The 23,984-nt window shown below is 63.7% G+C and carries 24 protein-coding genes; 19 read left to right on the top strand and 5 right to left on the bottom strand.

Going from position 1 to position 23,984, the window contains the following annotated elements; all coding sequences use genetic code 11:
* The 4 genes from murJ to CQ12_RS36400 form a co-directional block, all read left to right on the top strand.
* Positions 1–1,332, top strand: a 1,332-nt coding sequence (murJ, locus tag CQ12_RS36385; protein ID WP_057840088.1) for a murein biosynthesis integral membrane protein MurJ, incomplete at its 5' end; no start/stop codon positions are given.
* Between the two features lie 80 nt (positions 1,333–1,412).
* A complete protein-coding gene (gene trpS / locus CQ12_RS36390) occupies positions 1,413–2,465 on the top strand; it encodes a tryptophan--tRNA ligase (RefSeq protein WP_057840107.1) in 1,053 nt (350 codons plus the stop codon).
* Between the two features lie 92 nt (positions 2,466–2,557).
* Complete coding sequence (locus tag CQ12_RS36395; protein WP_057840108.1) at positions 2,558–3,052, top strand: universal stress protein; 495 nt, start codon at positions 2,558–2,560, stop codon at positions 3,050–3,052.
* Between the two features lie 114 nt (positions 3,053–3,166).
* Positions 3,167–3,736 carry a NifU family protein gene (locus CQ12_RS36400; protein WP_057840089.1) on the top strand — a complete coding sequence of 190 codons (570 nt, stop codon included), beginning with the start codon at positions 3,167–3,169 and terminating at the stop codon, positions 3,734–3,736.
* A gap of 111 nt (positions 3,737–3,847) precedes the next feature.
* Here CQ12_RS36400 and CQ12_RS36405 read toward each other — a convergent pair whose 3' ends face one another.
* A complete protein-coding gene (locus CQ12_RS36405) occupies positions 3,848–5,533 on the bottom strand; it encodes a methyl-accepting chemotaxis protein (protein ID WP_057840090.1) in 1,686 nt (561 codons plus the stop codon).
* Positions 5,499–5,948: a hypothetical protein gene (locus CQ12_RS44570; protein ID WP_157088696.1), complete on the bottom strand. Its 450-nt coding sequence runs from the start codon at positions 5,946–5,948 to the stop codon at positions 5,499–5,501. The genes CQ12_RS36405 and CQ12_RS44570 overlap by 35 nt, the downstream gene beginning before the upstream one ends.
* Here CQ12_RS44570 and tsaB point away from each other — a divergent pair.
* The 13 genes from tsaB (at position 5,941) to trmB (ending at position 18,917) form a co-directional block, all read left to right on the top strand.
* Positions 5,941–6,639, top strand: coding sequence for a tRNA (adenosine(37)-N6)-threonylcarbamoyltransferase complex dimerization subunit type 1 TsaB (gene tsaB / locus CQ12_RS36410; protein WP_057840091.1), 699 nt, complete (start codon positions 5,941–5,943; stop codon positions 6,637–6,639). The two genes, CQ12_RS44570 and tsaB, sit on opposite strands and share 8 nt — an antisense overlap.
* The gene (rimI, locus tag CQ12_RS36415) at positions 6,636–7,121 is read left to right on the top strand and encodes a ribosomal protein S18-alanine N-acetyltransferase (RefSeq protein ID WP_157088697.1); all 486 of its coding nucleotides are present in this window, start codon (positions 6,636–6,638) and stop codon (positions 7,119–7,121) included. Before tsaB ends, rimI begins: the two co-directional genes overlap by 4 nt.
* Before the next feature lie 52 nt (positions 7,122–7,173).
* Positions 7,174–7,623, top strand: coding sequence for a Fur family transcriptional regulator (locus CQ12_RS36420; RefSeq protein ID WP_057840110.1), 450 nt, complete (start codon positions 7,174–7,176; stop codon positions 7,621–7,623).
* A gap of 12 nt (positions 7,624–7,635) precedes the next feature.
* Positions 7,636–8,316 (top strand): HAD family hydrolase, encoded by a 681-nt coding sequence (locus CQ12_RS36425; protein ID WP_057840092.1) that lies wholly within the window; start codon positions 7,636–7,638, stop codon positions 8,314–8,316.
* A 106-nt stretch (positions 8,317–8,422) separates the two neighbouring features.
* Positions 8,423–10,375, top strand: coding sequence for an ArnT family glycosyltransferase (locus CQ12_RS36430; protein WP_057840093.1), 1,953 nt, complete (start codon positions 8,423–8,425; stop codon positions 10,373–10,375).
* A gap of 136 nt (positions 10,376–10,511) precedes the next feature.
* Positions 10,512–11,909, top strand: coding sequence for a tRNA (N6-isopentenyl adenosine(37)-C2)-methylthiotransferase MiaB (gene miaB / locus CQ12_RS36435; RefSeq protein ID WP_057840111.1), 1,398 nt, complete (start codon positions 10,512–10,514; stop codon positions 11,907–11,909).
* A 4-nt stretch (positions 11,910–11,913) separates the two neighbouring features.
* Positions 11,914–12,969, top strand: a complete 1,056-nt coding sequence (locus CQ12_RS36440) for a PhoH family protein (RefSeq protein WP_083519631.1) — start codon at positions 11,914–11,916, stop codon at positions 12,967–12,969.
* A gap of 83 nt (positions 12,970–13,052) precedes the next feature.
* Positions 13,053–13,556 carry an rRNA maturation RNase YbeY gene (ybeY, locus tag CQ12_RS36445; protein ID WP_430642299.1) on the top strand — a complete coding sequence of 168 codons (504 nt, stop codon included), beginning with the start codon at positions 13,053–13,055 and terminating at the stop codon, positions 13,554–13,556.
* A 1-nt stretch (position 13,557) separates the two neighbouring features.
* On the top strand, positions 13,558–14,676 hold the full coding sequence (locus CQ12_RS36450) for a hemolysin family protein (protein ID WP_057840095.1): 1,119 nt from the start codon (positions 13,558–13,560) through the stop codon (positions 14,674–14,676).
* A complete protein-coding gene (lnt, locus tag CQ12_RS36455; RefSeq protein WP_157088699.1) occupies positions 14,676–16,283 on the top strand; it encodes an apolipoprotein N-acyltransferase in 1,608 nt (535 codons plus the stop codon). Before CQ12_RS36450 ends, lnt begins: the two co-directional genes overlap by 1 nt.
* A gap of 247 nt (positions 16,284–16,530) precedes the next feature.
* Entirely contained in the window at positions 16,531–16,947 is a 417-nt protein-coding gene (locus CQ12_RS36460) for a helix-turn-helix domain-containing protein (protein WP_057840113.1), read from the top strand.
* Positions 16,948–17,046: 99 nt separating this feature from the next.
* Complete coding sequence (locus CQ12_RS36465) at positions 17,047–18,174, top strand: M20 family metallopeptidase (RefSeq protein WP_057840097.1); 1,128 nt, start codon at positions 17,047–17,049, stop codon at positions 18,172–18,174.
* The gene (gene trmB / locus CQ12_RS36470) at positions 18,171–18,917 is read left to right on the top strand and encodes a tRNA (guanosine(46)-N7)-methyltransferase TrmB (protein ID WP_057840098.1); all 747 of its coding nucleotides are present in this window, start codon (positions 18,171–18,173) and stop codon (positions 18,915–18,917) included. The genes CQ12_RS36465 and trmB overlap by 4 nt, the downstream gene beginning before the upstream one ends.
* Positions 18,918–19,001: 84 nt before the next feature.
* Here the strand turns inward: trmB and CQ12_RS43010 are convergent, their stop codons facing one another.
* Positions 19,002–19,223 carry a DUF1127 domain-containing protein gene (locus CQ12_RS43010; RefSeq protein ID WP_083519633.1) on the bottom strand — a complete coding sequence of 74 codons (222 nt, stop codon included), beginning with the start codon at positions 19,221–19,223 and terminating at the stop codon, positions 19,002–19,004.
* A 327-nt stretch (positions 19,224–19,550) separates the two neighbouring features.
* Entirely contained in the window at positions 19,551–21,047 is a 1,497-nt protein-coding gene (gene pdxR / locus CQ12_RS36475; RefSeq protein ID WP_057840099.1) for a MocR-like pyridoxine biosynthesis transcription factor PdxR, read from the bottom strand.
* 124 nt (positions 21,048–21,171) lie between these two features.
* On the opposite strand from pdxR, the gene CQ12_RS36480 reads away from it, so the two are divergent.
* Positions 21,172–22,254 carry a methyltransferase gene (locus tag CQ12_RS36480; RefSeq protein WP_198164352.1) on the top strand — a complete coding sequence of 361 codons (1,083 nt, stop codon included), beginning with the start codon at positions 21,172–21,174 and terminating at the stop codon, positions 22,252–22,254.
* 29 nt (positions 22,255–22,283) lie between these two features.
* Positions 22,284–22,811 (top strand): cytochrome c, encoded by a 528-nt coding sequence (locus CQ12_RS36485; RefSeq protein WP_057840101.1) that lies wholly within the window; start codon positions 22,284–22,286, stop codon positions 22,809–22,811.
* Between the two features lie 177 nt (positions 22,812–22,988).
* Here the strand turns inward: CQ12_RS36485 and CQ12_RS36490 are convergent, their stop codons facing one another.
* A complete protein-coding gene (locus tag CQ12_RS36490; RefSeq protein WP_057840102.1) occupies positions 22,989–23,840 on the bottom strand; it encodes a phytanoyl-CoA dioxygenase family protein in 852 nt (283 codons plus the stop codon).
* Positions 23,841–23,984: the final 144 nt, after the last annotated feature.

Here is a 23,984-nt window from a genome sequence, read left to right on the forward strand (position 1 = left end):
ACCGACGGCGCGGTCGCGGCGGCGGCGTTTGCGGGGCGCGTGCTCGGGACGGTCACGGCGGCGCTGATCGTCGCCACCGCGCTGCTCGCGCTGGTCATGCCGCTGGTGATCGCGGCGCTGGCGCCCGGATTTGCGGGGCGCGACACGCTGCAGCTCGCGGTCGACAATGCACGCCTGATGCTGCCCTACCTCGCCTTTGCCGGTCCGGTGACGGTGATGATGGCGCTGTTGAACGCGAAGGGACGGTTTGCGCTGACCGCGTTCTCGCCGCTGTTGTTCAACATTGCGCTGATCGCTGTGATGGCGGTGCTGCTTGTCGCGCCACCGGATGCGGTGCAAGCGGCGCAGATCGTGGCCGCGACCGTCGGCATCGCCGGCCTGTTGCAGCTATCGGTGCTGGTGCTGCGCCGGGGCGAGAACATCGCAGCGCCGCTGCGGATCTCCTTCGACGCCGAAATCCGCGGCTTCCTGGCCAAGGCCGCGCCCGGCATGATGGCGTCGAGCGCGCCGCAATTGCTCATGGTGGCCGGCGCGATCATCGCCTCGTCATCGCCCTCGGCGGTGTCATGGCTCTATTTCGCCAATCGCCTGGTCGAATTGCCGCTCGGCATTGTCGGCGTCGCGATGGGCACGGTGCTGATCCCGGAACTGACGCGCGCGGTGCGCGGCGATGATCGCACAGCCGTCGCGCATGCGGAATCGCGCGGCCTCGAACTCGCGGTGGGGCTGGCGCTGCCGGCCACGCTGGGGCTTATCGTGCTGAGCGAACCGATCGTGCGGCTGTTGTTCGAACGCGGAGCGTTCACCGCCGATGACACCCAGGCCACCGCCCGCGCGCTGATGTGGCTGACACTGGCGCTGCCAGCGCATGTGCTCGTGAAGGCATTGTCGCCGGCGTTCTTCGCCCGCGAGGACACGATGACGCCGCTGATCGCCGCGCTGCTCGGCGTGGTGCTGGCGGTCGCGCTCGCGTACCTGCTGGGCCATTGGTACGGCGCGGACGGTATTGCGGCCGCGATTGCGCTCGGCGCGTGGAGCATGGCATTCCGCCTGATCCGCCGCGGCGCCGAGACCTTTGGGTTTTCGATCGATGCCAGCGCCAAGCGGCGACTGCCGCGCATCGCGCTGGCGGCGCTCGCCATGGGCGCGCTGCTGTGGCTTGCAACCCGGTCGCTGCCTGCCCTCGCCTCGGACGCGCACGGCCTCGTGCAGGCCGTCCTGCTGCTGGCTGTGATCGCGACAGGAATCATGGCTTACGGCCTGTTGTTAAGGCTTTTCGGCGTCATCGGCTGGCGCGAGGCGGTTAACGCCGTCAGGCAAAGCAAGGGTTAGCGGCTTGCGCTTGTAGCCCCTGCGTGGCAAACGACGGCGCGAAACAGGCATCCGATACAGGATCCTTGGGGAAGCTGACCATGGCTTTTGTTGAAAAAGTGTTTTCGGGCGTCCAGCCGACCGGCAATCTGCATCTCGGCAATTACCTCGGCGCGATCGTCAACTTCGTGAAGATGCAGGAAACACATAACTGCATCTATTGCGTCGTCGACATGCACGCGATCACGCAAGGCGTCGACGTCTGGGGTGGCCCGGCCGAGCTTGCCCGCAACACCCGCGAGGTCACCGCGGCCTTCATCGCCGCCGGCATCGATCCGAAGAAGCACATCGTGTTCAACCAGAGCCAGGTCGCCGGCCACGCCGAGCTTGCCTGGATCTTCAACTGCGTGGCGCGGGTCGGCTGGCTGAGCCGCATGACACAGTTCAAGGAGAAGGCCGGCAAGGACCGCGAGAACGCTTCCGTCGGGCTCTACGATTATCCGGTGCTGATGGCGGCGGACATTCTGCTCTATCGCGCCACCCACGTGCCTGTCGGCGAGGACCAGAAGCAGCATCTGGAGCTCTCGCGCGACATCGCCCAGAAGTTCAACAATGATTTCGGCGATTCCATTCGTGGCCACGGCTTCAACGACGGCCAGTTCTTCCCGCTGCCGGAGCCCTTCATCACGGGACCTGCAACGCGGGTGATGAGCCTGCGCGACGGCACCAAGAAGATGTCGAAGTCGGACGCCTCTGATAATTCGCGGATCAACCTGACCGACGATGCGGACCTGATCGCGCAGAAGATCCGCAAGGCCAAGACCGATCCGGAACCGCTGCCGTCGGAGGAAAAGGGGCTGGAGAACCGGCCCGAGGCCGATAACCTCGTCGGCATCTATGCGGCGCTGGCCGACCGGCACAAAGCCGATGTGCTGCGCGAATTCGGCGGCGGGCAATTCTCCAGCTTCAAGAACGCGCTGGTGGAACTTTGCGTCACAAAGCTCGCGCCGATCGCTGGCGAGATGAAGCGACTGGTCGCCGACCCCGGCCATGTCGACAGTATTCTGGTCGACGGCGCCGACCGCGCCCGCGCCTTGGCCGACGAAACCATGCGCACGACCATGGACATCGTCGGTTTCATCCGAAAGCGCTAGGCGCCGATTTGACCTGACACCAGCGACGCCGCTTGTCGAAGGCGGCTGCGCCGTGGCAGCATGCGGCGGTTTGGCGCAGCACCGGGACATGCATGACCACCCAGCGACGAAGCTACGAAACGGGTCACAAGCCAAAATGCCTTGTCATCGTTGACGACACCGCGGAATGGGACCGCGCGGTGTATTACGCCAGCCGCTGGGCGGTACGCGTCGGCGGCGGCGTGGTGATGCTCCGCATCATCGCCATCGAGGACCAGAACCAGCAATGGCTCGGCGTCGCCGACCTGATGCGCGCCGAGGCCGAGGACGCGGCCAATGAGGCGCTCGATCGCGCCTCGGGCCGGGCCAACGGCATCGCCGCCATCACCCCGGAGCGCGTGATCCGCGAGGGCGACCCGACCACCCAGATCCTCGACGTGATCGACCAGGACGTCGATATTTCGATGCTGGTGCTGGCGGCCAATCCGGGTCCCGAGGGGCCGGGGCCGCTGATCAGCATGATGGCGCAGGTCGCCGGCTCGTTCCCGATTCCAGTGACCATCGTGCCCGGCGACCTCACCGACGCCGAGATCGACGGGCTTTCTTAAGGATTGATGTACCTACAGAATTACCGATTTCCCCCTTGATCGTGCGCCCGCGGTCGCCATCTGCTAAGGGACACCCACGCGCCGGCCTTGAACCGGCGACGCCGGAGAAAAACCATGTTCATTCAGACTGAAGCCACGCCCAATCCCGCCACCCTGAAATTCATTCCGGGCCGCACCGTGCTCGATACCGGCACGATGGAATTTTCGAACCGCGACGCCGCTACCCGCTCGCCACTTGCCGAACGTCTCTTCGGCGTTCCCGGCGTATCAAGCGTGTTCTACGGCTACGATTTCGTCACCGTGACCAAGGCGGACGGCGACTGGCAGCATCTCAAGCCCGCGATCCTCGGCGCCATCATGGAGCACTACATGTCCGGCGCGCCGCTGCTGGCGGACGGAACCTTCGGCAGCGACGAAGCGGCAGACGAGGAAGGCGAGTTCTTCAACGAGCAAGATGCCGACACGGTTGCCACCATCAAGGACCTGATCGAGACGCGGGTTCGGCCGGCGGTCGCCAATGACGGTGGTGACATCACCTTCCGCGGCTTCAAGGACGGCGTCGTCTATCTCAACATGAAGGGCTCCTGCGCCGGCTGCCCGTCATCGACGGCAACGCTGCAGCACGGCATCCAGAACCTGTTGAAGCACTTCGTGCCCGACGTGGTCGAAGTCCGGCCGATGTAGGTTAGTGCCGTATGGTGGGCAAAGGCGCGAAGCGCCGTGCCCACCATCTATCGCCAGCTTGCGTCCTGAATGGTGGGCACGCTGCGCTTTGCCCACCCTACAAGGCTTGAGCTACGCCGCCTCACCGATGCTGGCGGCTTCCGCCGCGGCGCGCTGCATGCCCTCGGACATTTCGGTCGTCACCGCGCTCTGCTGCTGAACGGCGGCGGCCGTCGACGTCACATATTCGCTGACGTTCTGGATCGCCTGTTTGATCGAGTTGAGGGCCGCGACGACATCGCCCGAGATACCGTTGAGATTGCCGATCTCCTGCTCGATCTTGTCGGTCGCCTGCCTGGCCTGGCTGGCGAGATTCTTCACCTCGGACGCGACCACCGCAAAACCGCGGCCGGCGTCGCCGGCGCGCGCTGATTCGATCGTGGCATTCAATGCCAGCAGATTGATCTGGCCGGTGATGGCGCCGATCAGCTGCACGATGCTGCTCATCGATTCCGCGGCTTCCGTCAGGCGATGCGCCTGCTGATCGGCGGCCTCGACCCGGCCGACGGCCGTGTGCGCGGTTTCCTTCGACTTCGCCATGGCGTCGGAGATTTCGTGCACCGACGTGTTCAGCTCCTCCGCGCCGGCAGCGACCTGCTCCATCATGCTGCGGACTTTCTCGCTGCGCATCCGCGCAATCACCTGCGCGGTGGTATCGGCGGCGTATTTCACGACCTTGTAAGGCTTGCCGTTGAGGTCGCGGATCGGATTGTAGGATGCCTGAATCCAGATCTGCCGGCCGCCCTTGCCGACGCGCTCATACTCGCCGGACTGGAATTCGCCGCGATTGAGCCTGGCCCAGAACGCCTGATAGCCGTCGCTGCCGCGCTGGTCGGGCGGCATGAACAGGCTGTGATGCTTGCCCTCGATTTCCATCAGCGAGTAGCCGAGCGTCCTGAGAAAGTTGTCGTTCGCGGTCAGCACCTTGCCGTCCATGCTGAACTCGATGACCGCCTGCGACTTGCCGATCGCCTCGATCTGCCCGGCGAAATTCGCCGTCTTCAGTTTCTGTTCGGTGATATCGGAAGCGAACTTCACCACCTTGAACGGCTTGCCGGCATCGTCGAGGATCGGGTTGTAGGAAGCGAGGATCCAGACCTCCTTGCCGCCCTTGCCGACACGCTTGTATTCGGCCGACTGGAACTCGCCGCGACCCAGCTTCGTCCAGAAGTCGCGATAGGCCGCGCTGTCACGCTCGTCCGGCATGACGAACATCTGGTGGTGCTTGCCCTGGATTTCGGCGAGCGAATAGCCCATCGCGGCAAGGAAATTGTCGTTTGCCGTGATGATGGTGCCATCGAGATTGAACTCGATCATGGCTTGCGTCCGGGCGATGGCCGCGATCTTGCCGGCATCCTCCATGCTGCGGATCTTGCGCTCGGTGATGTCGGTGGCAAACTTGACGACCTTGGCAGGCTTGTTGGCGCTATCGAGGATCGGATTGTAGGACGCCTGAATCCACACTTCGCGGCCGCCCTTGCCGACGCGTTTGTATTCGGCCGCCTGATATTCGCCGCGATTGAGCCTGGCCCAGAACGCATGATAGTTCGGATCGTCACGCTGATCCGCGGTCACGAACATCCGATGATGCTTGCCCACGATTTCGTCGAGCCGGTACCCCATCGCGTCGAGGAAATTCTGATTGGCGGTGATGATCGTGCCGTCCATATTGAACTCGATCACCGCCTGCGACTTGCTGATTGCAATCGCCTGCGCCAGCGCCTCATGCGCCGCAGAATTGCTTTTCCAAAAAGGCATGAAAAAATCCCTCCGGTTCGGGGGACGAGCGTGGCTTGAAATGCCGAAGATGCATCGTCCGGATCCCTATTGACCCGTATTTTCCCGGTGGGCGATTGTCGCATCCGACGGCTAATTCTTTGTTAATTCTATTTAATTTCCAAGCACTTAGCGTCCCATAAGTTGCATCTCCCGGCCAAGCTTCGCGGATCGAGAGTGAGGTTCGCAGCCAGGACCGTTGATGCGTCGAAAACTTCCTGAACGCTTGAGCCGGCGCAGAACTGAGGGAGAAATCTTCCAGCCGGCGGGCGAACTTCCAGAGCCATTTTCGCTCCGGGTTGAACGGGAAACCGGCTCCAGATTGTCGTTCGACGTTTTCTTGATGCGAACCGCTGTCCACGTCGCTCGAAAGCGCTATAGGGTAGCTGATGCTCATCCTCTCCATCGATACCGCGCTCGACGCTTGCGCCGCGGCCGTGCTTGACACCAGCGCGGGCGGAACCATCGCGCAGGAATCGCAGGCGATGAAGCGCGGCCACGCCGAAGCCTTGATGCCGCTGATCGCGCGCGTGATGAAGGCATCCGGCGTCGCCTTTGCCGCACTCGACCGCATCGCCGCGACGACGGGTCCCGGCAGTTTCACTGGATTGCGCGTCGGCCTTTCCGCCGCCCGCGGCATTGCGCTCGCCGCCGGCAAGCCGGTCGTCGGCGTGACGACGCTGACTGCATTTGCCGCCCCGATCGTCAGCGGGAACAGCGAACATCCCGTCATATCGGCCGTCGACGCACGGCATGATCATGTCTATTTCCAGGTGCTCGGCGGCGACGGCGGTTCGCTGATCAAGCCGAACGTTGCGCCGGTTGCCGCAGCGCTCGACGCCGCACGCTTCGGCGCTCCGCATCTGGTCGGCAACGCGGCGAACATCCTCGCTGATCGCTGGCCGGCAGAAGCACCACCGCCTTTCAAAGTGGACCAGCAGGCCGCACCCGATATCGCCTGGGTAGCGTGGCTGGGCGCCGCGGTCAGTCCCGAAAGCTCGCCGGCGCGGCCCTATTATCTGCGCGCGCCCGACGCCAAGCCGCCGAAGGATCCGCTGTCCGGCGCACCGCAGCCGCTGGCACCATGATGACGTGGTTCTCCGATTGGTGGGGCGGCGGCACAGCGGTGATCGAACCGGCGATCCAGCGCGACGCGGCGCGTCTGGCGCATCTGCATGGCGCGTCGTTTCACCGCGGCTGGGGCGAAGGCGAATTCGAGGTGATGCTGACCGAGCGCAACACGCTCGTGCACCGCCTCAGGCTCGGGCGCAAGATCATAGGCTTTGCGGTGTCGCGCATGGCCGCCGACGAGGCGGAGTTGTTGTCGATCGCCATCGATGCGAACCAGCGCGGCCGTGGCCTGTCGCGCAACCTGTTGCTGACGCATCTCGGTCATCTCGCCGGCCGCGGCGTACGCAAGGTGTTCCTCGAGGTCGAAGAAAACAATCAGCCGGCGCGGCGTCTGTATGAATGGGCCGGATTCGAGGTCGTCGGCCGCCGGGAACGCTATTATCAGCAGCCCGGTGGCGAACAGTTGAATGCGCTTCTGATGCGGCGCGACTTGTCGTAATATGCACGCGGTGGCAAAAAGCCCCGACTTGCCCTTCAAGGCCTTAGAGACCATGACCGTACTGAAATCTTCGTCTGCGCAGAAAAATACCGGCATCGAGGCGCGCTGCGCCGCCACCGGTATGCGCATGACCGAACAGCGCCGGGTGATCGCGCGCGTGCTGGCTGATTCGGTCGACCATCCTGATGTCGAGGAGCTCTACCGGCGCTGTGTCGCGGTCGACGACAAGATCTCCATTTCAACGGTGTACCGCACTGTCAAACTGTTCGAGGATGCCGGCATTATCGAGCGGCATGATTTTCGCGAGGGCCGCGCACGCTACGAGCAGATGCCCGACAGCCATCATGACCATTTGATCAATCTGCGTGACGGCAAGGTGATCGAGTTCACCTCCGAGGAGATCGAGAAATTGCAGGCCGAGATCGCCAGAAAACTCGGCTACAAGCTGGTCGATCACCGGCTGGAACTTTATTGCGTCCCGCTCGACGAAGACAAAACCTGATCGCGAGCCGACTTGAAGCAGAACTTCGATCTGGTCATCTTCGACTGCGACGGCGTGCTCGTCGACAGCGAAGTCATTTCGTGCCGCGCGCATGCGGAAACGCTGACGCGGCACGGCTATCCGATCACGCCCCATCAGGTGCTCGTTCGCTTTCTCGGCGTATCTGACCGCGAGGCGCGCCAAACGATCGAGCGCGAGATCGACCGCAAACTCCCTGATGATTTCGAGCAACAGGTGAAGGCGGCCACGCTGAAATTCTACGAGGGCGATTTGCAGGCGATCGCCCATATCGGCGAGGCAATTGGCGCGATACGACTGCCCAAATGCGTCGCTTCCAGCGGAACGCCGGAAAAGATCCACCACGGCCTCACCTGCGCCGGCCTCTACGACCAACTCGCGCCGCATATTTTCTCCGCTACGCAGGTCAGCCGCGGCAAGCCCGCGCCCGATCTGTTTCTGTTCGCGGCCGAACAGATGAAGACGCAACCGTCCCAGTGCGTCGTGATCGAGGACAGCGTTCCTGGCGTCACCGCCGGCCGCGCCGCCGGAATGACCGTGCTTGGTTTTCACGGCGGCAGCCATTGTCAGCCCGGCCATGCCGAAATGCTGCGCGCCGCCGGCGCCGCCGTGACGTTCAGCGATATGCGGCAGTTGCCGGATCTGATTGCACGCGTCGGTCGAACGGCCGGCTAGACTTCAATCGAGCAACCTTGCCGCGAGTTAACTGGGCGCGGAAGCCACAGGTGATAGTCTCACACGAACTTGCGTGAGGGGGCGGCGTATCCTGAAATTATCCGACATGTTGAAGGCCGCCTTGCCGCTCACGCTGATCGTGGCGGTGGCGGCACTCGCGCGAAGCTGGCAGCTTTCGCAGAACGAATTCAGCAGACAGTATTACGCCGCCGGCGTGCGCAGCCAGCTGGAGAGCTGGCACAACTTCTTGTTCAACACGTTCGATCCCGCCGGCTTTGTTTCCATCGACAAGCCGCCGGTCGCGATCTGGCTGCAGGTCATCAGCGCCAAGCTGCTCGGCTTTTCCGCGTTGTCGGTCCTGCTCGCCCAGGTGATGGCGGGACTGGCCGCGATCCTCCTCGTTTACATTCTCGTGCGGAAATATTGGGGCGTGATGGCAGGTGCCGTGGCCGCACTGTTGCTCGCGCTCAGTCCCGTCAATGTTGCGGTCGACCGTTCCAACAATACCGAGAGCTGTCTGATCCTGGTGCTGCTGACGGCTGCGTGGTTTGGGATGCGGGCCGCCGAAACCGGCCGGCTTGCGCTGCTCTGCGCCGCGATGGCAGCACTCGGAATCGGCTTCAACGTCAAGATGGGCGCGGCGCTGGTGCTGGCTCCCGTGCTGGCTTTGACATTCAGCCTCGCGCGACCACGCGCTCCCGTGAGCTGGCATATCGGGCGACAGGCCCTCGCGGGCGTGGTCCTTGTCATCGTCTCGCTGTCATGGGCTGTGCTCTTCGATCTCACGCCGGCACGGGATCGGCCCTATGCAGGCAGCACCAGGCACAATTCGATGCTGGAGCTTGCCTTGGTGCATAACGGCGCGTCCCGCTTCCTTGCGATGGCTGCGCCCGCAGGCAGTCCGGCAAAGTCCGCGCCCGCAGCCTTGAGTGAGGCAACACCTGCCGTCACGGGTGTTCGGCAGCCCGTCATGACCGACGACTCGCCGGTCGGCCCTCTCCGCCTGTTTCGGCCGCGGGCCGCGGCGCAGTTCGCCTGGCTGCTGCCGCTCGCGCTTATCGGCCTCATGCTCGCATGGTCCGAAGCATGGGGACCGGGCACGGCAAGATCACGCCGCATCAGCGCCGCTGTCTGGACCGGCTGGCTCGCGATGTACTGGATCGTGCTCAGCTTCGCTGGCGGATTGATCCATACCTATTACGTCGCCGTGCTCGGTCCGCCGCTCGCGGTGTTCTCCGGCATCGCCGTAGCCGGATTGTGGTCGAGATGGAAGGCGGGCCAGCTCGCGCGAATGCACCTGCCGCTGGTCATCGCCGTCACAGCCGCCTGGCAGGCCTACCTCTGCATCGCGCAATCCGAAACGATCGGATCCGACTGGCTCAGCGTAACGTGGCTGACGTCGCTTGGAATCGCTGCGATTTGCGCCGCTGTCCTTTGTGCCCTTCCGCAACAGAACGGCAGATTGCCAAAGCTGTTCGCGGTCGCGGCCTTTGGCGCGCTGCTCGTTTCACCGATCCTGACCGCAGCCAGCGTCGTTCTGAGGCGCCCGAACATCGCCGCACCGGTCGCCAACATGACGGCCCTGCTCGCGCCATCCGACACTGACCGGGTGGCATCGCGGACATCGCGGCTGGAAGCCGCCCGCCAGAAGCTCACGGGTTACCTGACCGCCAATCGCGAGAACGCAAAGTTTATCGTCGCAGTACCCAATGCGAATGTCGCCGCGCCGTTGATCATCGCGACCGGCCAGCCGGTGATGGCGATGGGCGGTTATCTCGGCGACGATCCGATCCTGACGCCGGCGGACATCGAGCGGCTGGCCTCGGACAGACAGCTCCGCTTCGTGATGCTGGGCGGCTACACGCTGGCCCCGGCCAAACAGGCGGCGGCGCTCCAACCGATCGCGCAATGGGTGCGCTCCAAGGGCCGCCCCGTTGATGCAAAATTGTGGCGACTGTCCGGGGCTTCGAGCAGCACCCCCTACCGCATCAACCTCGGCAACGAATGGGTGGAAGTTCCGCCGCCTGAACTGTTCGATCTGTGGGGCACCGCGAACTGAACTGGACCGCGGCGGGTATCCTGGGTGCCTTTGCGCCCTGAAATGGCGGCTTAACCGGCTGGATTTTCGCGCCTCCAGGCTATATTTGACCCCCTGACGCCGGATGGCGCCATTCAAGCCCGATATCCAAGGTTCCATGAAGCCGCCGCGCAAGCTGCATATCAAGTCCTATGGCTGCCAGATGAACGTCTACGATGCGCAACGCATGGTCGACACGCTGGCGCCCGAGGGTTTTGTCGAAACTGACAGCGCCGAGGATGCGGATCTGGTGATCCTCAACACCTGCCATATCAGGGAAAAGGCTTCCGAGAAGGTCTACTCCGAGCTCGGGCGGCTGCGGGTCGCCAAGGACGAGGCGGCGCGGAACGGGCGCGAGATGCGCATCGCGGTCGCCGGCTGCGTCGCGCAGGCCGAGGGCGAAGAGATCGTCCGCCGTGCGCCGACGGTTGATGTCGTGGTCGGGCCGCAGAGCTACCATCATTTGCCGCAGCTATTGGCACGCGCCAAGAGCGAAGGACGTGCGCTGGAAACCGAATTTCCGGTCGATGACAAATTCGGCTTCCTGCCGCAGCCGAAACCGGACGCCATCCGCGCGCGCGGCATCTCCGCTTTCGTCACCGTGCAGGAAGGCTGCGACAAGTTCTGCACCTTCTGCGTGGTACCCTATACGCGCGGCGCGGAAGTCTCGCGCCCGGTCGCCAAGATCGTCGACGACGTGAAGCGGCTGGCGGAAAACGGCGTACGCGAGATCACCCTGATCGGCCAGAACGTCAACGCCTATCACGGCGAAGGCCCGGATGGGCGGACCTGGCCGCTCGGCAAACTGTTGCACCGCCTTGCCGAAATCGAGGGCATCGTGCGGCTGCGCTATTCGACCAGCCACCCCCGCGACGTCGAGGAAACGCTGATTGCGGCGCATCGCGACCTTGCCGCCCTGATGCCGTTCGTCCATCTGCCGGTGCAGTCCGGATCCGACCGGATCCTGGCCGCCATGAACCGCAAGCATACCGCCGATGATTATCGGCGTGTCATCGACCGTTTCCGTACCGCCCGCCAAGACATTGCTTTTTCATCGGATTTTATCGTCGGCTTCCCCGGCGAAACCGAGGGAGAATTTGCCGCGACCCTCGCGCTTGTCATGCAAATCGGATACGCTGGCGCTTATTCGTTCAAATATTCGCCCCGGCCCGGCACGCCGGCGGCGGACATGCAGGAGACAGTGTCAGCGGCTGAAATGGACGATCGATTGGTGCGGCTCCAGGAATTGATCGACACCCAGCAATCGGCCTTCAACAAGGCCATGATTGGCGAAACCGTCGACGTGCTGTTCGAACGCGCGGCCCGCAATCCCGGCCAGATCGTCGGCCGCACCGCATACCTTCAGCCTGCACATGTGTTTGCCTCGCCCGACATCATCGGACAGGTGCTGCCGGTCAGCATCGCCAGCCTCGAGCGCTACAGCCTGCTCGGCGAACTCGCGGGTGGCGCTGCGCGGCCCGCACCATCAATTCTTCCACAGCTGACGGGAGCCTGAACCCTTGCCAAAAAGCGCATCGGATTCACCTTCGCTCGCTCCCAGCCGCAAATTTGACCGCGACATGCAAGTTCCGCCCGAGACCCAGGTCGTCATCGACTTCGACGACAACCGCGCCGCTTCCGCCCTCGTCGGCCCCTACGGCCAGAACCTGGCGCTGGTCGAGCGGCGGCTCGGCGTCGTCGTCGATTCCCGCGGCAACCACATCACCATCGCCGGCACCCGCGACGGCTGCGACGCCGCGCGGCGCGTGCTGGAAACGCTCTATGCGCAGGCCGTGCAGGGCCATGATCTCTCGCAGGGCGAGGTCGAGGGCGCGATCCGCGCCGTGATCGCGCAGGGGTCGCTGTTCGAGTTCGACGCCAAGACCGCCAAGCCCACGTTCGAGACCATCAACCTGCGCAAGCGCCCGGTGCGGGCACGCACCGCCGCACAGGATTCCTACATCCGCGCGCTGAAACGCCACGAGATGGTGTTCGGCGTCGGCCCGGCCGGCACCGGCAAGACCTGGCTTGCGGTCGCGCATGCCGCGCAATTGTTCGAGCGCAAGGAAGTCGATCGCATCATCTTGACTCGACCCGCGGTCGAGGCCGGCGAGCGGCTCGGCTTCCTGCCCGGCGACTTGCGCGAGAAGGTCGATCCTTACCTGAGACCGATCTACGACGCGCTGTACGACCTGATGGATTCGCGGATCGTGGAGCGCGCGCTGCAGGCCGGCGAGATCGAGATCGCGCCGCTCGCCTTCATGCGCGGCCGCACGCTCACCAACGCCGTCATCATCCTCGACGAAGCGCAGAACACCACGTCGATGCAGATGAAGATGTTCCTGACCCGGCTCGGCGAAAACAGCCGCATGATCATCACCGGCGATCCCTCGCAGGTCGACCTGCCGAACGGGCAGGCGTCGGGGCTCGCCGAAGCCTGCAAGCTGCTCGACAATGTCGAGGGCATTGCACAGGTGAAATTCACCGCGGAAGACGTCATCCGCCACGAACTGGTGGCGCGGATCGTCGCCGCCTATGAGGGATTGCCGCAGAAGCCGGCAACCGGAAAATCTTGACCGAAATATCCTCGGCCGTGGACCTGCCGCAGGCAGGCCGCGGCCGCAACCAGAACAAAGCTATGCAAACCGCTGGAACGCTCGTGTCGTCCGCCCTTCCTCTTACCGAAGTTCTCGTCGTCGCCGAGTGCTGGCAGACCGAGCCGGAGGCCGAGGCGGTGATCCATCGCGCTATCAACGCCGCGGCCGAATTCGCCGATGCCGATGTCGGCGAGGCGGAACTCGCGGTCATGCTGACCGACGATTCAGGCATTCGCACGCTGAACAGCAACTGGCGCGGCATCGACAAGCCGACCAACGTGCTGTCGTTTCCGGCGCTGCAGCCGACCGCCGACGCGCCGGCGGACGCCCCGCGCATGCTCGGCGACATCGCCATCGCCTATGAGACCACGCGCAAAGAGGCCGATGAGGAGGAAAAGCCGTTCGATCATCATCTCAGCCATCTCGCGGTCCACGGCTTCCTGCATCTGATCGGATACGACCACGAAAATGACGACGACGCCGAAACCATGGAAAGTCTCGAACGGGAGATCCTCGCCCAGCTCGGCATTCCCGATCCCTATGCGGACCGGGAACGGATGGACTGAAATGCCGGACTCCGACCCGATACAGGACAACCCGCGCGACACGCGCAATCTGCCGGTTCTGGTGCAGGAAGGCGAGGTATTGCGCCCCGCCGCCGACAACTGGCTGATGCGGGCGATCCGCACGCTGTTCGGCTGGAAGGCTGGATCGGTCCGCGCCGATCTTCAGGTCGTGCTCGATGCCTCGACGCCCGATGATGTCGGCTTTTCCGCCATCGAGCGCACCATGCTGCGCAACATCCTCGGCCTCAACGAGCGGCGGATCGCCGACGTGATGGTGCATCGCGCCGACATCGTCGCGGTCAAGCGCGACATTCCGCTCGGCGAGCTGATGAGCCTGTTCGAGAGCGCGGCGCATTCCCGCCTCGTGGTCTACAACGAAACCCTCGACGACCCCGAAGGCATCGTCCACATCCGCGACCTCCTGGCGTTCATGACCGCGAAGGCGCGCGTCGGCGAGACCGACAAGCCGAAGCGCAAGAAGCCGTTTCCGGCGGGCCTCGACCTCCGCGCCGTCAACCTCGCGATGCCGCTCGCCGAGGCCAACATCATCCGCAAGCTTCTCTATGTGCCGCCATCGATGCGGGCGATCGACCTGCTGGCGCAGATGCAGGCCTCGCGCATCCATCTGGCGCTGGTGGTCGACGAATATGGCGGCACCGACGGGTTGGTGTCGATCGAGGACATCGTCGAGCAGATCGTCGGCGAGATCGACGACGAGCACGACAGCGACGAGCCGCCGGCGATCGTGCGGCACGGCGACAATGCGTTCATCGCCGACGCGCGCGCCAGCCTCGAGGATGCACGCAAGATGATCGGCGAGGAATTCGTCACCGGCGAGGCCGGCGAGGAAGTCGAGACGCTCGGCGGCTATCTGGTGGCGCAGGTCGGCCGACTGCCGGTGCGCGGCGAGGTGATCGCAGGCCCGGGCAATTTCGAGATCGAGGTCCTCGACGCCGACCCGCGGCGGGTCAAGCGGCTGCGGATCGGCGTCCGGAAGGAGCGACCTCCCGCACGCACGCAACGCGAAAGACCCCGGCGCGAGAGCCCGCCCGATGCCAGTGCTCCGCAGGCCAACGACAACACGCCGCCGACCTCCGGCGATGGAGCCGGCCCGCAGTGATGCCTTCAAGCAAATTCCGCGTGGCGGGACTCTCGATCATCCTCGCCTGGGGCTGGAAACGCGCCGCGATCGCGCTGGTCGCAGGCGCGATGTCGGCGCTGGCGATGGCGCCGTTCAATGCCTGGCCAGTGCTGTTCATCACCTTTCCGGTTGCAGTCTGGCTGATCGACGGAGCCGCGGCCGGAAAATGGCGCGGCGTGCCGGCGGCGGCGCTATCAGGCTTCTGGTTCGGGCTCGGCTATTTCGTGCCCGGGCTCTACTGGACCGGCAACGCCTTCCTGGTCGACGCACAGACCTTTGCCTGGCTGATGCCGTTCGCCGTGCTCGGCCTGCCGGCTTACCTGGCCCTGTTTCCCGCGCTCGGCTTCGCGCTGGCGCGGCTGATCTGGACACGGGATGCCTCGCGCGTGCTGGCGCTCGCAGTCGCCCTCACGGTCAGCGAATGGCTGCGCGGCTACATGCTGTCGGGCTTCCCGTGGAATGCCTATGGCTACGCGCTGTCGGAGCCGCTGGCGCTGGCGCAGACGGCGTCCCTGATCGGGCTGTGGGGCATGACGTTCCTCAGCGTCGCGATCTTCGCCAGCCCGGCGGCGCTGATCGACGGTACCTCGCGCGGCCGCAAGCCCTGGATCGCGCCGGTGGCGGCGCTGGTGCTGCTGGTGGCGATGGGGATTTACGGCGCCGTGCGTCTGTCGCTGCAGCCGACGGCCCTGACCAACGTCAAGCTGCGCATCATGCAACCGAACCTGCAGCAGGACGTCAAATTCAATTACGGCGCCAAGTCGGAGGTGATGCAGAAATATCTGACGCTGTCCGACCGCGCCTCGGGACCGCAATCCACCGGCGTGCGCGATGCGCAGATCCTGATCTGGCCGGAATCGGCTTTCCCCTTTTTCCTGACCCGTGAAGCCGACGCGATGGCGCAGATCGCCGAGCTCCTGCCCAAGGGCACGGTGCTGATCACGGGCTCCGTCCGCGCCCCTGATGGTCCGCCCGGCGCCCGCGTCTCCCGCGCCTACAACTCGATATATGTGATCGACCATGACGGTGGCGTGCTGTCGGTCTACGACAAGCTGCATCTGGTGCCGTTTGGCGAATACCTGCCGTTTCAGGAATGGATGGAAAAGCTCGGCTTCGTGCAGCTGACGAAGGTGCATGGCGGCTTCATTCCGGGCGCGCAGCGCCATGCGATGGAGATACCGAACGCGCCGCGCGCGCTACCGCTGATTTGTTACGAGGCGATTTTCCCCGGAAATGTTGCGGCGCGTGATGATCGTCCCGGCTGGATCATCAACCTGACCAATGACGGCTGGTTCGGCAATTCGACCGGCCCCTACCAGCATCTGCAGCAGGCGCGGCTGCGTGCGATCGAAGAAGGGCTGCCGATGGTGCGCGCCGCCAACACCGGCATCTCGGCGGTGATCGATCCTTCAGGGCGGATTGTCGCACGCCTCGGCCTCGGCATCGAAGGTGTTTTGGATGCCAGCCTGCCGTCGGCGCTGTCGCCGACCATTTATGCTCGCTTTGGAGATATCCCGGCTGCCGTGATTGTGGCAGTTGCCTTGATACTCGTCATCAGACGCCGCGCAGCAAAGCACGCTGCCTGAGATTTCCTCGGCGCAGTTTTGTCACTGGTTTACTAAAAACGCTGCGCGTGCGGTTCCACCAGTTGACAGACAGCCTGCAATTCGCTTTCTGCGGTTGCAAGCCAAAAACAACAACCAGTCACTTCCGTTGCTCAGATCGTCCGCAATTCTACCCGATCCTTCGAGCAGGATATGACGGTAACGGCGCGCCTGAGGCATGACTCTTCCACTGCCTCAATCCCGGCGCGCCATCCCAGGAGCGATGCAGATGTCCACCAAAGCGCCCAATCCGGTTGACAAGTATGTCGGCAGCCGCGTCCGGATGCGCCGCATCATGCTGGGAATGAGCCAGGAAAAACTGGGCGAAGCGCTCGGTCTCACCTTCCAGCAGGTTCAGAAATACGAAAAAGGCACCAACCGGGTTGGCGCCAGCCGCCTGCAGCAGATCTCTGAAATTCTGCAGGTACCCGTGTCGTTTCTATTCGACGGCGGACCGAGCGGCGCGGTAAATGGCGAGGGTTTCGGCGACGGCGCCTCGCCAGCCTATGTGTCCGATTTCCTCGCAACATCAGAGGGTCTCGCGCTGACGCGCGCGTTCACGCGCATCGACGATTCCAAGATGCGGCGCTCGATCGTCGAGTTGGTCGAGCAGATCGCCTCGCGGAACGGCCCGGACCCGCGCTGACTTCATCTCGCAACGGTTTGAAAATTTCGTATTCTGGAATATGCCTCATTTCTCGATCGGCAATTGCGCATCGGGAAATGACGCCGTATCGGATACGACATGACGACAACCAATCCTTTCGACGCCACGCCGATCCTCGAAGGCATCCGCCGCTGGGTCGAGATCGAAACTCCCACCGAAGCACCCGAGCAGGTCAACAAGCTCGCCGACCTCGTCACAGAGGGTTATCGCGGCCTGCCCGCCACCGTGGAGCGGATTGCCGGGCACTCCGGCTGCGGCGACCATCTGGTGGCGCGCTCGTCATGGGGACAGGGCGAGCCGGGCATCCTGGTGCTGAGCCATCTCGATACCGTGCACCCAATGGGCTTCATCGAGCGCCTGCCGTTCCGCGTCGCGGGCGACAGCGCCTTCGGCCCGGGCATCTACGACATGAAGGGCGGCGCCTACCTCGCCTATCATGCGTTCCGGCAGGTTTGCGCTGACGGCGCGCGGCCGCCGCTCGGAATTACCCAGCTCTATGTCTCCGACGAGGAGATCGGGAGCCCGACCTCGCGCGCGCTGATCGAGGCCGAGGGACGCAAGGCGAAATATGTGCTGGTCACCGAACCGGCGCGCGACGGCGGCAAGATCGTCACCGGGCGCAAGGGCGTCGGACGCTTCGAGGTGTTCATCAAGGGCGTGCCCTCGCATGCCGGCACAAGGCCGCAGGACGGCCGCAGCGCCATCCACGAACTCGGCAATGTCATTCAAACGCTGCAGGCGATGAACGACCATGCGCGCGGCATCAGCGTCAATGTCGGCGTTATCAGAGGCGGCACCAAGCCGAACGTGGTCGCGGAGGAAGCCTATGCCGAGGTCGACACCCGCGTGCCGACGATCGCCGATTCCGAAGAGCTCGTGGCAAAGATCCTCAATCTGAAATCGCGCACCGAAGGCGTCACCGTCAAGGTGATCGGCGAGCTGAACCGCCCGCCTTACGAAAAGAGCAATGCCGGCGCGGCGCTTTACGAGCATGCCAAGACGATCGCGGCCGAGATCGGCTTCGATCTGGTCGACACTTCGACCGGCGGCGGCTCCGACGGCAATTTCACCGCACCGCATACCGCAACCCTCGACGGGCTCGGCGTCGACGGCCAGGGCGCCCATACCCATTACGAGCAGATGTATATCTCCTCGATCGAGCCGAGGGCACGGCTGTTGTACCGGCTGTACCAGACGCTGCGATGATGACCGCCCCGCGCGATATCGGCGACGGCGGCGCGCCGCCGGATGACGGCGCGTCGGCACATGCGCGCGGCGGCTCGTTCTTCGGCCGCCGCAAGGGCCACAAGCTCCGCATCCATCAGGCCGACCTGATCGACAATCTCTTGCCGCACCTGGCGCTCGATATCGCAACGCCAGCGCCGGAGCGGCTTGCCGACCTCTTCGATGGCGGCACCGATGATGTCAGGCTCGAAATCGGCTTCGGCGGCGGAGAGCATCTGATCGCGGAAGCGCAGGCCTTTCCGGATATCGGGTTCATCGGCTGTGAGCCCTATGTCAACGGCATGGCAAAAATCCTGACGCAGATCGAGGCGCACAATCTGCGCAACATCCGCCTCTATGCCGGCGATGCCGCCGAATTGCTGGCCTGGGCGCCACCGCGCTCGCTGGCGCGGATCGACCTGATCCATCCGGATCCCTGGCCGAAGCGGCGGCACTGGAAGCGCCGCTTCGTGCAGGATGCTACCGTCAACGCAATGGCGCGCATCCTGAAAGCCGGCGGCGAATTCCGCTTCGTCAGCGACATCGACGATTACTGCGCCTGGACGCTGGCGCATCTGATGCGCTCGCCGGATTTTCTCTGGACCGCCGAACGCGCCGCCGACTGGCAACAGCCGTGGGACGGCTACACCATGACGCGCTACGGCCGCAAAGCCGAGCGCGAGGGACGGGTCGCGGCGTATTTGAGATTTCGGCGGGTCGGCTAGCCGGCGTGCACCATAAATCCGGGATACCGGTACGATCGGCGTGCGGACAGTGACACACAGGCCCGGTGCCAACGCCCGGCTGCGTCATTTCCAGAACGGTTTTGATGCTTCGGCCATGGCCTCTTGCCGCGTCTTGCCGATGTCCTTGAGAAAGTGGTCATCCAGTTCCGACAGGGCTTGTCGCTGCCGCGACCGTTCCGAGCACTCGACACACCAGCGCAGGAATCGTAGTCCCCATCCAAGTCGACGATGGCTGGATGCCGCAGCTTCCGTCCAACTGGTGAGCGCATTGACAACAACGGACATGATACTTCCTCCTGATAACGAGCCCTGGTGGGCGGTCAGGGTGTACTTGCTGGCTCCTGGTCCAGCGGTTGGCGCGCAGCCGCGCACGATCATTTCGGCTCCGCCTCGGCGGGCGCCGATTGACTGCGAGATCGTGCCGCGCGTCAGTCAGACTGCGAGGGAAAGGACCGCGATCTGAGCTCTTGCAGATCAAGCTGCGGGAACGCGCCCGCCGCATCGGTCCGTCAACCTTTCAGCGACCCGACACTAGAAAGCGAAGCGGTATGATGGAAGGTCCAATTTACGTGGAATCAATCAGTCCAATGCCGTTGCCTCTGGCGACATTGCTCACGCCGCTTTCGGGCGTCGAGACACGCGTTCATCGAAGCATCTGCACAGCCGCCGCAGTCCTTCGGCAATCCGCGCCGTCTCGATCGCTCCATATCCCAGCATGATGCCGGCCTGAGGCTTTCCTTCCAGCGGGAAGGCTTGAATGGCAACGCCGAGGTCAAAGGCTCGCGATGCAATCGCATCGATGTCATCGAACGACGCCGTCCGCGCGTAGGCAGCGATGTGCAGCCCGGTGCTCGATGGAATAAGATGGAGGTAATCGCCGAAGTTGCTCTTGATCCCCGCGGTCAGCATCTCATGCCGTTCGCTATAGATGCGGGTCACTTTGCGAATGTGGCGGGCAAACGCACCCTCGTCGATGAACCGCGCCAGCGCGTTCTGCACGATGGTCGCCGTATGCCAATCGGTGACAAATTTCGCCTTGTACGCCGCTTCTCGCAGCGATGGCGGCACGACCATGAAGCCCAGCCGGAGAGCCGGCAGCAACGTTTTTGAAAACGTGCCGACATACACAACGCGACCGGTCGTATCGAGGGTCTGAAGCGGTTCAAGCGGGCGTCCGCCGAAGCGAAACTCGCTGTCGTAATCGTCCTCAACGACAACCGCGTTGTAGCGCTCGGCCCAGGCAAGCAGGGCACGTCGGCGCGACAGGCTCATGGCCATGCCGAGGGGAAACTGGTGCGAGGGCGTCACGTAGACCACCCTGGCATCAGCAGGCAACGCCTCCACGACCAGACCTTCGCTGTCGACCGGCACGCCGACCACGCGCGCGCCCAGCGCCTTGAACAGGTCTTTTGGAGGCGAATAGCCCGGTTTCTCTACCGCAACGACATCGCCGGGGTCGAGAAGCACGCGAGCGATGATGTCGAGCGCCTGTTGGGTGCCATTCGTCACGATGATGTCGTCGGGCGATCCGGAAACGCTACGTGAGATGCCGATGTGGCGGGCGATCGCCGCGCGCAGGTCCCGATTGCCCGCGGGATTCTCGTAGCGGCCCGCCGTCATCTCGCGCGAGCGCAGCGCGTGGGCGACGACCCGCCGCCAGATTCGGTGTGGAAACAGCGAGGCGTCCGGAAGCCCCGCTCTGAAGTCGTAGCGCGCCGCGCGAAGGAAAAAAGGCGGTAACGATACCGTCTCCCAGACTTCACGCACCCGAATTGCGCGGGATGTCGAGCGCCTTGTCTTCGATGCAGGACGTTTTGCCTCGAGCTGATGGCTGACGAATGTCCCAGCGCCCGTACGCGACGTTGCAAATCCTTCCGCAACTAGGGTTTCGTAGGCGATTGCTACCGTCGATCGCGCAACCGTCAGCGCGGCGGCCAGTTCCCGCGTGGCAGACAGCCGCTCTCCGGGTCGAAGGCGACCGTCCAGAATGGCCTGCCGGATCTGACGGTATATCTCGCCACTAAGGTCATCTCGACCAACAAGACTGACGTGAAAAGCCACAGTCCCGGAACTCGCGTTGTTTCGGATTGGACTGGCAACCTTGCGCATAGGCCAATGTTCCATCCTGTCGCCTGGCTAGAATTGGACTGGCCGAGAATCCATGAATTGGCACTTCAACGAGGCCCTGTCCTCCTTACGATCAGCCGTGACTCGTTCTGAAAGGGAGATGACCATGGCCAGTCAGCCTTCGCGAACAGCGCCTCCGGCCAGGCATGCAAACATCCAGCCGGTTTCCGCCACGCCGGAGCTTCCTTCCGCCATCCCGCTGATGGCGCTTTCGACTGGTTTCTGGGCCTTCAAGACTCTGGCCGCCGCGCACGAACTGGACCTCTTCAGCCGCCTGGCGGGCGGCGCCGGCATCACGGTTGCCAGGCTGGCGGAAACGCTCGGTCTGCATCCGCGGCCGGCCGAGATGCTGTTGACCGGCTGCGCCGCACTCGGGCTGCTGGAGAAAACGGATGGCCGTTATCGCAATACGCCGTTGAGCGAGGCCTATCTCGTGCGCGGGAAACCATATTATTTCGGCGGCTTCGTGCAAATGGCCGACAAGCGGCTCTACGCGGGCTGGGGTAAACTTGCCGAAGCGCTGCGCACGAACCGGCCAACCACATGGGATCCGGACGCGCAATCCTCGATGTTCGACGGCGAGGATCCAATGGTGCTGGCGCTGTTCTGGGAGGCGATGCATTCGGTTTCGGCGATGACCGCGCGCAAGCTCGGCGAAGCGGTGGACTTCCGACATTTCCGCCGCCTCCTGGACATCGGCGGCGGATCGGGCGCCTACGACATCGAGCTTTGCAAACAGTACGGGACGCTGCGCGCGACCGTATTCGACTTGCCGCATGTCACCGCGATCGCCGCGGGAAAGATTGCCGAGGCCGGCTTGACCGACCGGATCGACACCGCAGGCGGCAGCTTCTTCGAGCGGCTTCCCGGGGATCACGACATGCATCTGTTATCGATGATCCTGCACGATTGGGACGAGGCGAAGAACCGCGCCCTGCTGCGCCGGTCCTTCGAGGCCTTGCCGAGCGGCGGCGCCGTCGTCATCAGTGAGCTCCTCGTCAACGACGAAAAGACCGGTCCGGCGCCGGCCGCGCTGATGAGCCTCAACATGCTGATCGAGACGGAAGGGCGAAACTACACGCCGGCCGAATACGCGGCATGGCTCGAGGAGGCCGGCTTCCGGCACATCGAGACCGTATGGTTCGAGGCGCCCGCCGCGAACGGTGCGGTAATCGGCCGCAAACCATAAGGCGTAACCAAATCGAAGCGAGGCAATTCATGTTGCGGACTTCAGTTCGTCTTGCATTCGTGACCGCGTCACTTATCGCGCTTTCAGCGTTCGCGGCCACGGCTGACGATGCACAGATCACGCGTGGCAAATATCTCGTCACACTCGGTGGCTGCAACGACTGCCATACGCCGGGATATTTCTTCGGGAATCCCGACACGTCACGCTTTCTCGGCGGCTCGGATGTGGGCTTCGAGATTCCGGGTCAAGGTGTCTTTGTGGGCTCAAACATCACGCCCGACAAAAAGACCGGTATCGGCAGTTGGACCCGGGAGCAGATCGTGAAGGCGATACAGGGCGGTGAACGGCCGGATGGCCGCATCCTGGCGCCGATCATGCCCTGGCACGCTTTTGCGACACTCACACGGGAGGATGTCATGGCGATCGCGGCTTTTCTCCAAAGTCTGAACCCGGTCAGCAACCAGATTCCCGGTCCGTTCAAGCCCGGGGAAAAGGTTTCGACCTTCATGTTCCGGATTGCGCCACCGGGCGAAACCGCAGCGGCTGCGGCCAAGTAGTCTTGGTCCGATCGCCCCTGCGCCAGGTGTATGGGACCCGGGTATGCACTTGTATTGGTGGAGCAATCCTAGAAGTGGAAAAAGTCGGAACTACTGAGCGTGCTTGCCTTTCCCCGAAAGAGAAAATTGGCCGTTGCGGCGACGGCATCACCTTTCGGTCGATTTAAAGCGTACAGGCTACGGCTTCCCCGCCACGCCCGTCATCTTCGCCTTCTTCGCGTCCGTCGCTTCCCACACCATGCGCTTCCCCCGTTCGCGCCCGAGCAGTTCGATCGGATCGTGATTGTCGATGTGGCCGAACTGTCCCTTGTAGACGCTGTAGCCGCATAATTCCTGCAGGCGGCGCGGAAAGCGTTTGGCGGTTTCCTGGGGAATGCCGAGCTGCAGATTTTCCTGCTGGCGCATCCAGCCCCAGCAATAGGCGCAGGAGAATGCGAAGCGCCGCTCATCCGAATCGTTGGCGCCGCCGCCGTGCCACAGCGCGCTGTCGAACAGCATCACGCTGCCGGCCTTCATTGTCGCGGTCACGGCGGCATAATCATGGCCGTATTCCGGCGAGGAATCATATTTGTGGCTGCCGGGTATGATCCGCGTCGCGCCGTTGTCCTCGCGGAAATCCGACAGCGCCCAGATCGCGTTGATGGTGATTGGAATGTGTGGACGCGGCAGCGGGATCAACTGCGTGTCTTCATGGATCGGCTGCGCCTCCTGCCCCGGCCCCAGCACCAGCGAGCAGAACGATGACAACAGACACTCCTTGTCCAGCACGCGCTCGACCACCGGCAGCACGTTCCCGTGCAGCGGCACTTCCCAGAACAGATCGTCATAGGTGAGGAGATTGTTGATGCGGACGGTCTTGAAGCCTTCGAACGAGGTTTTGGCTGGGCCAAGCTGATGCTCGCGCTCGATGCGCTGTAGCGCCGTGATCAAGCCTTCGATGAGTTCGGGGCTTGCCGCGCCTTCGATGACGGTGAAGCCGTCGTTGCGAATTCTATCCGCGTGGGCTTGGATCTGAACGTCCGTTAGCATGTCGCGCTCCCCGAAATGACGCTGTGTCGCGTCTTTGAGGGCGGAGGATAACGCGCTCCTTTGACGTTTGGGAGGTAATTCAGCGCACTCCGTCATTGCCTGCGACAAACGCGAAGCGTTTGCGCAAGGGAGCAAAGCGACGAA

This window comes from Bradyrhizobium jicamae, assembly GCF_001440395.1.
Taxonomy (GTDB): Bacteria; Pseudomonadota; Alphaproteobacteria; order Rhizobiales; family Xanthobacteraceae; genus Bradyrhizobium; species Bradyrhizobium jicamae.